The 14,350-nt window shown below is 67.7% G+C and carries 14 protein-coding genes; 5 read left to right on the plus strand and 9 right to left on the minus strand.

The genetic code is table 11. From position 1 onward, the window contains the following. Positions 1–56: 56 nt before the first annotated feature. Positions 57–929 (minus strand): alpha/beta hydrolase, encoded by an 873-nt coding sequence (locus QNO00_RS09880; RefSeq protein WP_284024407.1) that lies wholly within the window; start codon positions 927–929, stop codon positions 57–59. Positions 930–1,054: 125 nt separating this feature from the next. Between QNO00_RS09880 and QNO00_RS09885 the strand changes: the two genes are divergently transcribed. Both QNO00_RS09885 and QNO00_RS09890 read left to right on the plus strand, forming a co-directional pair. Then, positions 1,055–2,161 (plus strand): GTP pyrophosphokinase, encoded by a 1,107-nt coding sequence (locus QNO00_RS09885; RefSeq protein WP_229966526.1) that lies wholly within the window; start codon positions 1,055–1,057, stop codon positions 2,159–2,161. Positions 2,162–2,173: 12 nt separating this feature from the next. Beyond that, positions 2,174–3,232 (plus strand): winged helix DNA-binding domain-containing protein, encoded by a 1,059-nt coding sequence (locus tag QNO00_RS09890; RefSeq protein WP_284024408.1) that lies wholly within the window; start codon positions 2,174–2,176, stop codon positions 3,230–3,232. A 94-nt stretch (positions 3,233–3,326) separates the two neighbouring features. Here the strand turns inward: QNO00_RS09890 and QNO00_RS09895 are convergent, their stop codons facing one another. From QNO00_RS09895 to QNO00_RS09905, 3 genes are all read right to left on the minus strand, one after another. Continuing rightward, on the minus strand, positions 3,327–3,794 hold the full coding sequence (locus QNO00_RS09895; RefSeq protein ID WP_229966524.1) for an SRPBCC family protein: 468 nt from the start codon (positions 3,792–3,794) through the stop codon (positions 3,327–3,329). A gap of 47 nt (positions 3,795–3,841) precedes the next feature. After that, complete coding sequence (locus QNO00_RS09900; RefSeq protein WP_284024409.1) at positions 3,842–6,301, minus strand: phosphoketolase family protein; 2,460 nt, start codon at positions 6,299–6,301, stop codon at positions 3,842–3,844. Between the two features lie 66 nt (positions 6,302–6,367). Beyond that, positions 6,368–8,980, minus strand: a complete 2,613-nt coding sequence (locus tag QNO00_RS09905; RefSeq protein WP_284024410.1) for an ATP-dependent DNA ligase — start codon at positions 8,978–8,980, stop codon at positions 6,368–6,370. A gap of 122 nt (positions 8,981–9,102) precedes the next feature. Here QNO00_RS09905 and QNO00_RS09910 point away from each other — a divergent pair, with 122 nt between their 5' ends. Then, positions 9,103–10,581: an SDR family oxidoreductase gene (locus QNO00_RS09910; protein ID WP_284024411.1), complete on the plus strand. Its 1,479-nt coding sequence runs from the start codon at positions 9,103–9,105 to the stop codon at positions 10,579–10,581. Between the two features lies 1 nt (position 10,582). On the opposite strand, the gene QNO00_RS09915 is transcribed toward QNO00_RS09910, so the two are convergent. The 4 genes from QNO00_RS09915 to soxR form a co-directional block, all read right to left on the minus strand. Continuing rightward, positions 10,583–11,293: a pentapeptide repeat-containing protein gene (locus QNO00_RS09915; protein ID WP_284024412.1), complete on the minus strand. Its 711-nt coding sequence runs from the start codon at positions 11,291–11,293 to the stop codon at positions 10,583–10,585. Positions 11,294–11,295: 2 nt separating this feature from the next. Further along, positions 11,296–11,514: a PLDc N-terminal domain-containing protein gene (locus tag QNO00_RS09920; protein WP_284024413.1), complete on the minus strand. Its 219-nt coding sequence runs from the start codon at positions 11,512–11,514 to the stop codon at positions 11,296–11,298. 100 nt (positions 11,515–11,614) lie between these two features. Continuing rightward, on the minus strand, positions 11,615–12,103 hold the full coding sequence (locus tag QNO00_RS09925) for a flavin reductase family protein (protein ID WP_284024414.1): 489 nt from the start codon (positions 12,101–12,103) through the stop codon (positions 11,615–11,617). Between the two features lie 74 nt (positions 12,104–12,177). After that, positions 12,178–12,651: a redox-sensitive transcriptional activator SoxR gene (gene soxR / locus QNO00_RS09930; RefSeq protein ID WP_284024415.1), complete on the minus strand. Its 474-nt coding sequence runs from the start codon at positions 12,649–12,651 to the stop codon at positions 12,178–12,180. A gap of 247 nt (positions 12,652–12,898) precedes the next feature. On the opposite strand from soxR, the gene ku reads away from it, so the two are divergent. Together ku and QNO00_RS09940 are read left to right on the plus strand one after the other, a co-directional pair. Continuing rightward, positions 12,899–13,813: a non-homologous end joining protein Ku gene (gene ku, locus QNO00_RS09935; RefSeq protein ID WP_229966517.1), complete on the plus strand. Its 915-nt coding sequence runs from the start codon at positions 12,899–12,901 to the stop codon at positions 13,811–13,813. Positions 13,814–13,816: 3 nt separating this feature from the next. Continuing rightward, a complete protein-coding gene (locus tag QNO00_RS09940; protein WP_284024416.1) occupies positions 13,817–14,077 on the plus strand; it encodes a hypothetical protein in 261 nt (86 codons plus the stop codon). Here the strand turns inward: QNO00_RS09940 and QNO00_RS09945 are convergent, their stop codons facing one another. Further along, complete coding sequence (locus QNO00_RS09945) at positions 14,078–14,317, minus strand: DUF2630 family protein (protein WP_229966515.1); 240 nt, start codon at positions 14,315–14,317, stop codon at positions 14,078–14,080. Between the last annotated feature and the right edge of the window lie 33 nt (positions 14,318–14,350).

The following is a 14,350-nucleotide window of genomic DNA, read 5'->3' on the forward strand; positions in this document are numbered from 1 at the left end:
AGCAGCCCGCGCCTCGCCTCTCCTTTGCCCGGTTCCCCGGACCGTCACCGGTTCCTTTACCCGGTTCCTTCCGCGAGCGGAGCGTCCGTCCGGGCCGGAAGACCGCCTCCCGGGGCGAAGATCCCGTCTTTGTGCGCGGCTGCCGTCACGGCCTGGACGACGGCGGCCCAAGCGGGCGTCCCCGGCGTAATCAGGGCGAAGTGGTCCCCCGGAACCAGCCGCAGCTCGGCCGGGGATCCGCAGGCGGCCGCGGCCTGCACAAACTCCGTCGAGGAGCTCAGGGGAACATCGGCATCACTGTCTCCGTGCAGGGCGACGGCGGGCACGGGCAGGGGGAGCAGCTGCAGCGGATCGGCGCTGCGGTACCGTTGCGCGCTGCCCTCCGGGGAATTGCCCAGGAAGTCGCGCACGGCACCGTCACTCAGCTCCAGCGCCAGCGCCTGGGCCAGGTTCAGGAGACCGGCTTGGAGCACGACGGCGGTGACTGGCACGGCTGCGCTGCTGCGGGCCGCTGCCCAGACGGCCAGCTGTCCGCCGGCGGAATGCCCCAGCACGGTAACCCGGGACAGGTCCAAGCCGTGGTGCTGCGCCGCAGGTTGAAGCGCGTCGATGCCGGCGGCGACGTCGTCGGCGGTTTCCGGCCAGCCGCCGCCGTTGCCGACCCGCCGGTACTCCAGGTTCCAACAGGTGAACCCCCGATCGGCAAGGTCACGGGCACCGGGCCGGCCCAACTCGGCCGTGTACCCGGAGCGCCAGTAGCCGCCGTGAATGATGACCACCACCCCCGGATGGGCCTCGGCACCGCAGGCGCCGGACTCGACCGTGCCGAACTCCACCGTGCTTCCGTTGCCGGCGCGGGCCGGCAGCGTAAGTTCTGCGTATTGTTCGGGGCCGGGGCCGTAGGGAATCCGCAGCGGGGTCGGCGGCATCGGCTGCCCTCCTTCATCTGGCCTAATCTGGTACGCAGTGAACCTAAGCTGGTAGTGAGCCTAATGTCCGGCAGTGCCGGGCGGCAGGCGCCACATCCGGTTCGTGAACGAATGGAGATATTCTTATGGGCGCGTGGGACAGCCTTGATGACCGGCTGCGTCCGGTGGTCCAGGCGAGCATTGACGAGTACGCCCGGGTTCGTCCGGCCTTGGAAAAGCTCACGCGCGAAATGGAGGAGAGCCTCCGCCACATTTTCACCGACAGCCCCGTCCGTCCGCTGTTCGTGGCGTCCCGGACCAAAACCGTTGAGTCCTTCCGCGACAAGGCCTCCCGGACCCTCCCGTCCGAGGATCCGGAGGAGCTCCCCACCCTGCTGTTCCCCGACCCGCTGCGCAACCTCATCGACCTGGTGGGCCTGCGCGTCATCGTGACCCTGCCGCACGAGGTGGACGAGGCAGCCAACCTGATCAAGCGCCAGCGCGCCGAGTTCGACTGCCGCGGGGACCGCGAAAAGGACATCGGCTCCATCGAGTCCGGCACCTACGGCTATTCCAGCCGGCACCTGATCCTGCGCACCATCCAGAACGAGACGGTCCGGGAGTACCACCGGCTGCTGGACCCGGAGCAGCGGCCCAACGGCAGCTATCAGTTCGAAGTGCAGATCCGCACGGTGCTGGCGCACGCCTGGTCCGAGATCGAGCACGACATCCGCTTCAAGGCCGGCGATCCGCGGGCCTGGAGCCCCTACTTCGACCGCCAGTTCACGGCCACCGCCGCCATGCTGGAAACCGTGGAAACCGCCTTCGCCGAGCTCCACGAACGCTATGAAACAGTCACCGGCTTCTGGGACGAGGAGGGCGAGGGCAGTGCACCGCTGACGCCGAACCGGATCCGCGACATCTGGATGACCCTGCTGCCGCACGTGAACCGCAAGACCGGGGATGACTGGGGCTGGGCGGCGGAACTGCTCGCCGCACACGGTTTGAAAACCACCATGGACCTGGCCGGGCTGCTGCAGGCCGACGCCATCACCGAGGTCCGGCAGGCGCTGGACCACCGTTACTCCCCTGGTCCGGACCGGCTGCTCGATGACCTGCTGCTGTGGCGGTACGGCAAGAAGCACATCGACCTGACCGCCGAGCCGGAGGACGCCCCGGTGAAGCCGCGCCGGGAGTCGCTGGGCCGGCGCTACCGGCAGATGCAGCTCTACCGGGCCCGCGAAGCGCAGTAGTAGCTTTTCCCTGTGGCCATCGAGCTTTCAGGGCGGGATGCACGCCGGATGCGGCGGCAGTCCCAGCTGCTCGGCGGCTCGGACCTGGCACCGGCCGACGTCGTGCGCCGCGCCGTCGCCCTGCAGGGCCAGGACCTGCCCGCCGTGCTGCAGGCGATCGCCATCCGCTCCCGGCCCGGAACCGGCGTGCAGGAAGTCCGGGACGCCTTTGACCGCGGCGAGCTGGTGCGCGGCTGGCCGATGCGCGGCACGCTGTTCGCCACCACGCCGGAGCATCTGGCGGCACTTTTGGCCTTCACCGCGGAACGCATCCGCACCACGGCTGCCCGGCGCCGCGCGGAGCTTGGCCTCGATGAGGCGGTGCTCGACAGCGGCAGGGAAACCCTGCGGACTGCCCTCCAGGAGCAGCCCCTGCTGCGGTCCGAAGCCCTGGAACTCTGGGAAGCCGCCGGAATTTCCACCGCCGACGGACGCGGCTACCACCTGCTGATGCACCTGTCGGTGGAAGGGCTGGTGCATTGGGGTGCCTTCGACCCGTCCGGCACCCAGCAGTACCTTGCCCTTTCGGATGCCCGGGCACCCGAGGATCCCGAGGCCGCGCTGGCGGAGCTGGTCCGCGGATTCGTCCTGGCGCGTGGGCCGGTGACGGAGGCGGACCTGGCGTGGTGGACCAAGCTGCCCAAGCGGACGGTGCGGCGTGCGGCGTCCCTGGCCGGGGACCTGGTCGAGGTGCAGGTGGAGGGCCGGCCGGCGTGGATCATGGGAGAGCCGCAGATTCCCGGGAAGTCCGGCGTCACGCTGGTGCCGGGCTTCGACGAATGGATCCTGGGCTACGCTGACCGGTCCCTGGTGGCGAGCCCGGCCATGCTGGCCGCGCTCGTGCCGGGCAACAACGGGATTTTCCGGCCGGCGGTCCTGGTAGACGGCGTCGCCGTCGGCACCTGGCGGTGGCCGCGCACCTCGCGTCCCTCCCGCTCCGCGGCGGAGCCCGTTCTCGACATCGTGGAACGGGTGCCGGCGGCCACGCGCCGGCAGATCGAGCGGGCCCTGGCGGCCTGGCCGCACCGCTGACGCACGCAGAACGACGGCGGCCGGCACCTCCCCGAGGGAAGGTACCGGCCGCCGTCGTCGTGCTTAGGTCGTGCTTCAGTCGATGCGAGAAGCGCTAGGCTCCGGAAACTCCGGCGGCCAGCTTGTTCAGCGACTCTTCGAGGTCGTCCTTGGACACCATCGGGAAGGACACCTTCTTCAGCGTTTCCTTGTCGGTGACGTGGGACCAGTCATAGGTGAGCGTGACTTCGGTGGAGTCCGGCGCGATCGGGTTGAGTTCCCAGACCCACTGCCAGCCCTTGGGCTCGGTGCCGGCCGGAGCCGTCTGCCAGGCCAGGAGCTTGTTGTGGTCGTACCCGGTGACGGTGTTTTCCGTCTGGTAGTCGCCCATTTTCTCGTTGTGCATGTTCATGGTGAAGACCTGCCCGGAGGCGGTGATGCGGTCGGTCTTCTCGTCCGAGACCACCATGCCGGAACCGTCCAGCTCGGGGTGGCGCTCGGGGTTGGACAGGAGGTTGAAAATGTCTGCTGCTGAAGCGTCGATGATTCGTGAGACAACAACACTGCTCTGATCAGTGGTCAATGAACTCTCCTTCGATGGATGGATCGTACGTACCTTTGCACGCCGGCTCAGTCGGCGGTCTGTTCCTGGGCTTCCTGCAGTTCCCAGCCCGTGATGTACGGCGGGTCCTGCCCTTCGTCCCGGGTGTACTGCCGGCAGCGTGCCCGTTCGTCCTGCAGCCACTGCCGGAAACCGGCCTGCGTTGATCCCAGCGACGCTACCCGGTCCAGCACGTCGATGGCCAACTGGAAACGGTCGATCTGGTTGAGCATGGCCATGTCGAACGGCGTGGTGGTGGTGCCCTCCTCCTTGTAGCCGCGCACGTGCAGGTTGGCGTGGTTGGTCCGCCGGTAGGTCAGCCGGTGGATCAGCCAGGGGTAGCCGTGGTAGGCGAAAATGACCGGCTTGTCCTTGGTGAACAGGGTGTCGAAATCCCGGTCGGAAAGCCCGTGCGGGTGCTCTCCGGGGTCCTGCAGCACCATCAGGTCCACCACGTTGACCACCCGGATGTTCAGCTCCGGCAGCTGCTCCTTCAGGAGGGCTGCCGCTGCCACCGTTTCCAGGGTGGGCACGTCGCCGGCGCAGGCCAGCACGACGTCGGGATCCGGCTTTGTCCCTGGACCGGCGGTTTCGCTGCCGGCGAAGTCCCAGATGCCGATCCCGCGCTCCACATGCAGCAGCGCCTCCTCCGGATTCAGCCAGGCCGGGGTGGGCTGCTTGCCGGAAACCACCACGTTCACCCGGTCCCGGGTGCCCAGGATGTGCTCGGTGACGGCAAGCATGGTGTTGACGTCCGGCGGCAGGTAGACCCGGATCACGTCGGCCTTCTTGTTCACCACGTGGTCGATGAAGCCGGGGTCCTGATGCGAGAACCCGTTGTGGTCCTGCTGCCAGACGTGGCTGGAGAGCAGGTAGTTCAGCGACGCCACCGGCTGCCGCCAGGACAGGCCGCGGCTGACCTTCAGCCACTTGGCGTGCTGGTTGAACATGGAATCCACAATGTGGACAAACGCCTCATAGCAGTTGAAGACCCCGTGCCGGCCGGTCAGCAGGTAGCCCTCCAGCCAGCCCTCGCAGAGGTGTTCGCTGAGGACTTCGGCGACCCGGCCGCTGCGGGCAAGGTTCTCGTCGAGCTCATCGATGCGCTGCTGCCAGGCCTTGTCAGTGACTTCGTAGACGGCCTGCAGCCGGTTGGACGCCGTCTCGTCCGGCCCGAAGATGCGGAAATTCGTGGGATTCCGCGTGATCACGTCGCGCAGGTAGGCCCCGGCGGTGATCATCGGGGAAACCCGCTGCTCCCCCGGTTTCTCCACGTCCACGGCGTGCTCCGCGTAGGCGGGCAGCGCCAGGTCCCGCAGCAGCCGGCCGCCGTTGGCATACGGGGTGGCGCTCATCCGCAGGTCCCCGGCCGGCGCCAGGGCTGCGATTTCCGGCCGCAGCCGGCCGGCGTCGTCGAACAGTTCTTCCGGCCGGTAGGAGGCCAGCCACTGCTCCAGCTGCGCGAGGTGTTCGGGGTTCTCGGAGATTTCGGACAGCGGCACCTGGTGGGCCCGCCAGGTGCCCTCGACCTGTTTGCCGTCCACCACCGCCGGGCCGGTCCAGCCCTTGGGTGAGCGGAATACGATCATCGGCCAGCGCGGTGCATGGTCAGTCTGCCCGGCAGCGTCCGGGGCGTCGGCGGGGACGGCGGTGCGTTCGCCGGTGCGGTAGGGGGCCTGGATGGCGTCAATTTCGGCCAGGCAGGCTTCCAGCGCCGCGGCGAAGTCGGCATGCGCCTGCGCCGTCGACGCCGGATCCTCCACCGTGACAAGGTACGGGTGGTAGCCGTAGCCTTCCATCAGCTTCACCAGCTGCTCCTCGGGCATCCGGGACAGGATGGTTGGGTTGGCAATCTTGTAGCCGTTCAGGTGCAGGATCGGCAGCACGGCGCCGTCCACTGCCGGATCAAGGAAGCTGTTGGAGTGCCAGCTGGCGGCGAGCGGGCCGGTTTCCGCCTCGCCGTCGCCGATCACGGTGGCGGCAATCAGGTCCGGGTTGTCGAACACCGCGCCGTACGCATGCGCCAGCGAATAGCCCAGCTCGCCGCCCTCGTGGATGGAGCCGGGGGTTTCCGGCGCCGCATGGCTGGGCACGCCGCCGGGATAGGAGAACTGCCGGAACAGGGTGCGCAGGCCGTCCTCGTCCTCGCCGACGTGGCTGTAGATCTCGGAGTAGGTGCCCTCCAGCCAGGCGTTGGCGACGTTGGCGGGGCCGCCGTGGCCGGGGCCGGTGATGAACAGGACCTCGCGCTGCTGTTCACGGATCAGTCGGTTCAGGTGCGCGTAGAAAAAGTTCAGTCCGGGCGTGGTGCCCCAGTGCCCCAGCAGCCGGGCCTTGACGTCCTTCTTTTCCAGCGGGCGGCGCAGCAGCGGGTTGTCGCGCAGGTAAATCTGTCCCACGGAGAGGTAGTTGGCGGCGCGCCACCAGGTGTCCACGTCCTGCAGGGTCTCGTTCAGCGGCTGTTCGGGTGCAACTGGCGCAGAGGTCATGCGGTGCCTCCTTGGCGGATAATTTCTTTCGGGAATGGACGACGGCGGCAGCCGGCCTGGCCTTTGTCAGGGGGCTTCCACCACGACGTCCGAAGGTTTCTTGTCGGGGCGCAGCCCCCGCCAGGCGGGGTGGCGCAGCTTGCCGCCGGCGGTGCGCTCGGAGAATGTCACTTCACCCACCAAGACGGGGCGCACCCATTGGGCGTCGGAGGCGTCGGCCGCCGGCACATCATCCAGCGGAGCGGTTTTGCGGGCCAGTTTCTTGAGCTTGCCGCCCACCAGGGCCAGGTCTTTTTCGCTCAGGCCCGACCCCACCCGGCCAATGTAGGTCAGGTCATGCCCGTCCGGAACGGCCACGAGCAGGGAGCCGATCTTGGAGGCGCGGTTGCCCTTGCCCGGGCGCCAGCCGACAATCACCACCTCCTGGGTGAAGGAATTCTTGAGTTTGATCCAGCTCTTGGACCGGCTGCCGGACGAGTAGGTGCTTTTCAGGCGCTTGGCCATGACGCCTTCCAGGCCGAGTTCCCTGCTGGACTCCACGGCGTCGTCCATCGACAGCTCCAGCGCCGGCGGAACCTGGACGTGCCCGTCCTCCCCCGCCGGTTCCACCGCCTGCGCCAGGATTTCCCGCCGCTGGGCATAGGGCAGGTCCATCAGCGAGTTTCCGTCCAGCCAGAGCAGGTCAAAGAGCATCAGGTGCACGGGGGTGCGGGCGGCTGCGGCGTTGATTTCGCGTTTTTTCGTCAGGTGCATCCGGGGCTGCAGCAGTCCGAAGTCGGGCCGGCCGGCCTTGCTGATGGCGACGATTTCGCCGTCGAGCACGGCCCGTTCACCGTTCAGGTGCCGGCCCAGCTCCTGCAGTTCCGGATAGGCGGCTGTCATGTCGTTGCCGTTGCGGCTGATCAGCCGGGTGCCCTCCGGGGTGACGTCCACGATGGCCCGGACGCCGTCCCACTTCATTTCGAACGCCCACTCGTCTTCGTTGTTGACGTCGGCCCGGGTGCCCAGGGTCGCGAGCATGGGTTCCGCCGACGGCATGCCGTTCTCCGCGGCGTCGGCCGCCACCGCCTTCACCACGGCCGCCGCATCCGGCAGGGACGTCCCGGATGCCGGGGCCGCCGCGGCTGCGGCAACGGAGTCCTCGGGAGAATCCGGGGCATCGGGTTCTCCCGCTTGGGCCGCAGTCTTCGGCGCTGAGTCGGTCTCCGCCGGCGGTTGGTGCTTCATCAGGTGGATCAGCCAGTTGTTCGCTCCGCCCTGGCCGCCGGTGTGGATCAGCGCGAAGCGCCGGACGGCGCTGCCTTCCGAGGCCAATCCGCCGTCGGGCTGGCCGTGGAGCACGGCAATGACTTCCTTGCCGTCCCGCCACTTTTCCCGCTCGTAGGTGCCGTGATCCCAGATCCGCACCTCGCCGGCACCGTACTCCCCCTTGGGGATGGTTCCTTCAAAACTGCCGTAGTCCAGCGGATGGTCTTCGGTCTGCACCGCCAGGTGGTTCTGGTTCGGGGAATCCGGCGGGCCCTTGGGCAGCGCCCAGGAGACGAGGACGCCGTCGTGCTCCAGCCGGAAGTCCCAGTGCAGCCGCCGCGCGTGGTGCTCCTGGATGACAAAGCTGTTGCCCTCGGAAGTTTCGGCGGGTTCCTCGGGCACCGGTTCGGGGGTCTTGGCGGCGTCGCGCATGCTGCGGTACTTGCTCAGCCGGTCCGCCGGGCCGCCCTCCGCCACGGCGCCGGCCTGCTCCGCCGCCTCCTCCAGCGCGTCAGCGTCGAGTTCCCCGGCGTCCATGCCGGCCAGCGGATCGCCGTGGTCGGCCAGCCGCTGCATCACCTGCTCGTAATCCAGCTGCGCCAGGTCCGGATCCTCCAGTTCCTCCCAGGTCCGGGGCGCGGCAACCATGGGTGTGAACCGGCCCCGCAGGGAGTACGGGCAGATGGTGGTCTTGTTGGCGTTGTTCTGGCTCCAGTCGAGCAGCACCTTGCCGGTCCGCAGCGACTTTTTCATGTCGGACACGATCAGGTCCGGATGGTCCGCTTCCAGGGCGCGGGCCAGCTCGTGGGCCACGGCGCTGACGTCGGACGAGCTCTGCCGGCCGTCCAGTGCGGCGTACAGGTGGATGCCCTTGGATCCGCTGGTGACCGGGCGGGCCTCCAGGCCCATGTCGGAGAGGATGTCGCGGGCCAGCCGGGCGACTTCGGCGCACTGGGCCAGGTCCACGCCCTCGCCCGGGTCCAGATCCAGCACCAGCCGGTCCGGGTTCTTGATCTTGCCCCGCGGGCCGAACCGCCACTGCGGGACGTGGATCTCCAGGGCTGCGCTCTGCGCCAGCCAGGTCAGCGTCGCCAGGTCGTTGACCAGCGGATAAATGTTGGTGGACGTCTTGTGCTCGATCTCAAACCGCTTCACCCAGGTGGGGGCCGAGGTGTCGATGTTTTTCTGAAAGAACACCTGCCCCGGATCGTCCGGAGTGCCAACGCCGTGCACCCAGCGTTTCCGGGTGGCGGGGCGGTCGCGCGAGTGCGGCAGCAGCGCCTCCGCGACGGCGGCGTAGTAGGTCAGGACGTCGGCCTTGGTGGTTCCGGTTTCCGGATACAGCACCTTGTCAAGGTTGGTCAGCCGCAACCGGTGACCGTCAACGTTCACGGTTTCCTGCTGCTTCAGACCCGCTCCGCTGCTCGTCATGGTCCCTAGTCTTACCGGGATTACCTGCCGATTTCCACTATTTGTCAGCTTGCTGAGCACATTACGCCACGGGCGTTCCGCCCTGCCTCCGCAGGGCACGCGGAACTGTGTATGTTGGAAAAATGACTGAACCACGGCGGGTTTTGGTAACGGGTGCCACCGGCTACATCGGCGGGCGGCTGGTTCCACTGCTGATTGCGGACGGTCACAAGGTGCGGGTCCTGGTGCGCTCTCCGGAAAAGCTCAACGACGTGCCGTGGCACGACGACGTCGAGATCGTTCAGGGCGACCTCACGGACAAGGACTCCGTGGCGGCCGCCATGCAGGACACCGACACCGTCTATTTCCTGGTCCATTCCATGGCCTCCGGCAAGGGGTTCGCGGCGCAGGAGCAGGACATTGCGCACCTTGTTGCCCGGGCGGCCGAAGAGGCAGGCGTGCAGCGGATCGTCTATCTGGGCGGGCTGCATCCGGAGGGCGAACTCTCTCCGCACATGCGCTCCCGCACCGAGGTGGGGCGGATCCTGCTTGAAGGCAAGGTTCCCGCCGTCGTCTACCAGGCGGGAGTGGTGATCGGTTCCGGCTCGGCCTCGTTCGAAATGATCCGCCACCTGACCGAAACCCTGCCCGTGATGCCGGCGCCCAGCTGGGTGCGCCGGAAAATCGAGCCCATCGCCATCCGCGACGTGCTGCACTACCTGGTCCGCGCCGTCGACCTGCCCGCCGACACCAACCGCACCTTCGACATCGGCGCCCGCGAAGTCCTGACCTACGCGGACATCATGAACGGTTACGCCGAAGAGGCCGGACTGCCGCGGCGGCGGATCTACGCGCTGCCGCTGCCCGCGCCCCGGCTGGCCGGAATGTGGGTCTCCCTGGTGACGCCCATTCCGCGGTCCATGGCCTTGCCGCTGGTGGAATCCCTCCAGCACGACGCGGTGTCCAAGGAACACGACATCGACCAGTACCTGCCGGAGCCCGACGGCGGACCCACCGGCTACCAGGCAGCGGTCAAGCGGGCGCTGGGCAAAGAAAAGCGCGGCGAGGTGGAAACCACGTGGGCGGGCGCGTCTCCGGCGGCCGACGAGGCCTCCTCGCCGCTGCCCAGTGATCCGAACTGGGCCGGGCAGACCGTGTACGTGGACTCCCGGCAACGCCGCTCCGGTGTGGCTCCGGAGCACGTCTGGCGGGTGATCGAGGGGATCGGCGGCAAGAACGGCTGGTACTCGCTGCCCATGGCCTGGGCCATCCGCGGCGTGCTGGACAAAACCGTGGGCGGCGCCGGCCTGACCCGCGGCCGGCGCCATCCCACCACCCTGTTCACCGGTGACGTGGTGGACTGGTGGCGGGTGGAGCTGATCGAGCGCGGGAGCCTGCTGCGGCTGCGCGCCGAAATGCGGGTTCCGGGCAAGGCCTGGCTGGAGCTGCGGGTGGATCCCGACGGCGCCGGCAGCCTCTACCGGCAGCGCGCCGTCTACTTCCCCAAGGGGCTGGCCGGAAAGCTGTACTGGTGGCTGATTGCACCCTTCCACGGACTGATTTTCCCGTCCATGGCCAAGAACATCATCAAGCACGCCGCCCGGCTGGCCGAGGAGAGCTGAGTCAGCCTTCGATCCGGAGGCCCAGGGTGGCGGCCAGCAGCGGGGCCAGCATCCTCAGCTGCTCCTCATCCACGGTGGCTCCCTGCAGTCCGGGCACGTGCGTGATGGACCGGAGCTCCGTGGACCGCAGGTCCACGTCCTGCAGCACCGCGCCGGACAGGTCCATGCTGCCGATCCGGCAGTCCCGGAAGGCCACCCGGGTGGCCTGGACCCCGTTCAGGTCCAGTTCCTCGATCGTGCAGTTGCTGAAGAGCACGTCGGTGAGCCGGGAGCTGCGCAGGTTCACGAAGTCCAGCTTGCCGCCGTCGACGTGGACGGAATCCCAGGCGCCGTCGTAGAGTTCGGCCGAACCCAGCCTGCTGCCTTCCAGGACGACGTCCCGGAAGGTGGTGCGCGGCGCCCGGAACACCGGGGCATACAGGCCGCTGAAGCGGCAGTCCAGGAACCGTGTACCCCGCAGGCCCGTGTCCATCATGGACGCTGAGCTGAACTCGCATTCGGAAAAGGTGCTGCCCTGCAGGTCGAAACCGTCGAAGGATTCGCCGTCGAAGCGCAGGCCGTCAAAGGTTGCGGGGGCCTGCGGTGCGGCGGCGTCCGTCAGCTCGTGCAGGCTGATCGGGCCCAGCCGCGGGGGCTTGGTTTTTCCCGTTTTTCCCGTGCCCCTTTGTCCGGCTGCGGTTGATCCGGCCGGCCGCCGGGACGCCTGCGCCACGCCTACTTGCGCCGGCCGAAGGCGAAGTAGGACAGCGGGCCGACGAAGTTCACGGCGCACGCGGCGGACCAGAGCGCCTTGGAGCCCCGGACTTCAGCAGCGGGGCGCCGCCAGATGTCCGCGAGTGCCAGGCCGGCAAGGAGCACCTGCACGGTCGAAGCAACACCCACCATCTTCTTCTGCTGGGCGGTGAGGTCCTTGATGGAGTTCTTCTTGACCACTGTGCTCTCGTTTCTCTCGATGGGATGCCTGCTCTCGATTCTGCCAGCAAAACCGCAGACCGCCAGGTCCGCCGGACAGCTCCCGGCCCGGCGCCTTCCGTTAGATCGCTGAATGAGAACCCAGGCGGTGGTAGGTGCGGTTGTGGTAAACCAGCGGCTCGTCCGGTTCGGCCGGGCTCAAAACCTCCAGCACCTCGGCGGTCACCAGCACCGAGGAACCGACGGCGGTGCGGCTCAGGACCCGGGCGCGCAGGGCCCGCGGCACCTCGGTCAGCAGCGGCTCGCCGGTGGGCAGGCGTTCCCAGGCCAGGGCGGAGGAAAAACGGTCCGCGGCGGGGCGCGCAAACAGCGAGGCCAGCGGCGCGTTCCGCGCCCCGAGCAGATGCACGACGACGGTGTCGGCGGCTGCCACCTCGCCGGCCGACCCGGAGGCCGAGGCCAGCGAGAAGACCAAGACCGCAGGTTCAACGGACACGGAAGAGACGGAGGAGGCGGTGAGCCCCGCCGGACCGGACCTGCCCTGGGCGGTTATGACGGCGACTCCTGCCGGGTGGGCCCGGAAGGCGTCCTTGAAATGGTCGATGAGCATGCTTCCACGCTAGAACCTCAACAATGGTTGAGGTCAAATCGGCGGCACCTTCCGGCTGCCCGGCACTCGGGTGCTCAGTAGTCCAGGACCGGGGCACCGGTCCTGCGGCCGGCCGATTCGTCGTCGGGATTCACGAACCGGCATTCGGCCAGCGTCAGGCAGCCGCAGCCGATGCACCCTCCGAGCCGGTCCCGCAGGGCCTCCAGTGAATGGATCCGGGCATCCAGTTCCTGGCGCCAGGCCAGCGACAGGCGCTGCCAGTCGTTGTGGTCCGGCACCGCATTCCTCGGCAGCTCCTCAAGGGCGCGGGAGATGGTCGCCAGCGGAATGCCCGCGCGCTGGGCAGCCCGGATGACGGCAACCCGGCGCAGCACTGAGCGGTCGAACCGGCGCTGGTTCCCCGCCGTCCGACGGCTGGAAATCAGGCCCTGACGCTCATAGAAATGCAGGGCTGACACCGCCACGCCGCTGCGCTCGGCCACCTGGCCCACCGTCAGCTCGGGCCGTTCCGCCCCCGTTGCCCCGTCCCTGTCCAAAGGCTCGCCCACGCTTGCTCCTCCGTCCCTTCCATTATCCGCACTTCCCGGCCCCGCTTCTCGTCCGGGATTCTGCTACCGTTTTGGGATTCTGCTCCCGTTTTGGGATTTTCCTGCCGTTTGGGGCAAATCCTGCCGGTCCGCAGCGGCAGGAAATGCCCCAAACGGTCGATTCTGCCCGAAACAGCCGATAACGGGCCACCGCCCCGGCCGTCCCAGCTCTGGTCCGGACACCCGGCTTTAGTGTTCACTGGACTACATGAGAGCCATTTGGAAGGGTGCCATAGCGTTTGGGCTGGTCAATGTGCCGGTCAAGGTTTATGCCGCCACGGAGGACCACGACGTCAGCCTGCACCAGGTCCACGAGAAGGACGGCGGGCGCATCCGCTACCAGCGCCGCTGCGAGATCTGCGGCGAGGTGGTGGAGTACAAGGACATCGCCAAGGCGTACGACGACGGCGAGCAGACAGTGGTGCTCACCGACGAGGACCTCGCCTCCCTGCCGGTCGAAAAAAGCCGGGAAATCGAGGTGGTTGAATTCGTCCCCAGCGAGCAGGTTGACCCCATCCTGTTTGACCGGACCTACTACCTGGAGCCGGACTCCAAATCCACCAAGTCCTATGTGCTGCTGCGCCGCACGCTGGAGGACACCGAACGCACCGCCGTCGTGCAGTTCTCGCTGCGCCAGAAAAGCCGGCTGGGCGCCCTGCGGGTCCGGGGCGATGTCCTGACCCTGCAGACCCTGCTGTGGGAGGACGAAGTCCGGGACGCCGCCTTTCCGTCCCTGGATGAAAAGGTCCGGATCAGCGCGAAGGAACTGGAAATGTCCTCCGCCCTGGTGGACTCCTTCAGCTCGGATTTCAACCCGGCGGAGTTCACCGATGACTATCAGGAGCAGCTGAAGACGCTGATCGAGGCGAAGCTGGAAAAGGGCGAGGCCCTGGACACGGAGGAGACCTTCGGCGGCGCCGAAGCCGAAGAGGAGGGCGGCAAGGTCCTCGACCTGATGGAAGCGCTGCGCCGCAGCGTGGAAAAGAACCGCGACAAGAAATCCGGCGGCACCAAGGACTCCGGCACCCGATCCTCGTCCCGTTCCAAGGGCGATGACAAAGAACCTGCCGAGAAAAAACCTGCCGCACGGAAAACTGCCGCCAAAACCAGGAAAGGCGCCTAGGACATGGCCATCTCCAACTTCTTTCGGGACCGCAACGGACGGATCCGGATTTTCGAAGTACCCAATCTTCCCGTTCTGGCTTGGGCCGGGTTCGGCGCGGCCTCCATGATGGCGTTGACTCCGCGGTACCGGGATCTCCTTGGCAACCTGAGCAGGGGATCACTGATTATCTGGGCATTGTTGGAAACGGCGCGGGGCCGCAGCCCGTTCCGCCGGACCATGGGCGCAGCCGCCCTGGCCCGGGAAGTTTTGCCCGGCCGCTGACTACTGCTTGTAGCCTTCCACCTCAGAGGCCGGCCGCACCGCCGCGTCATCCGGGTCTTCGCCGGCATGCAGTCGCGCCCGGCGCTGCCGCAGCAGGTCCCAGCATTGGTCCAGCTGCTCCTCGATCCGGCGCAGCTGCTCCATCCGGTCTTCGGGGTGTTCGGCGGCAGAGCTGTCCCGCAGGGACTGTTCCTGTTCCACCAGCTCGGAAATCCGGTGCTGAATCTCGGTAGCGTCCATCCCCCTACGCTAGCGATCCGCCGGTCCGGTGGC

It is taken from the genome of Arthrobacter sp. zg-Y1219 (genome assembly GCF_030125545.1).
GTDB lineage: Bacteria > Actinomycetota > Actinomycetes > Actinomycetales > Micrococcaceae > Arthrobacter_B.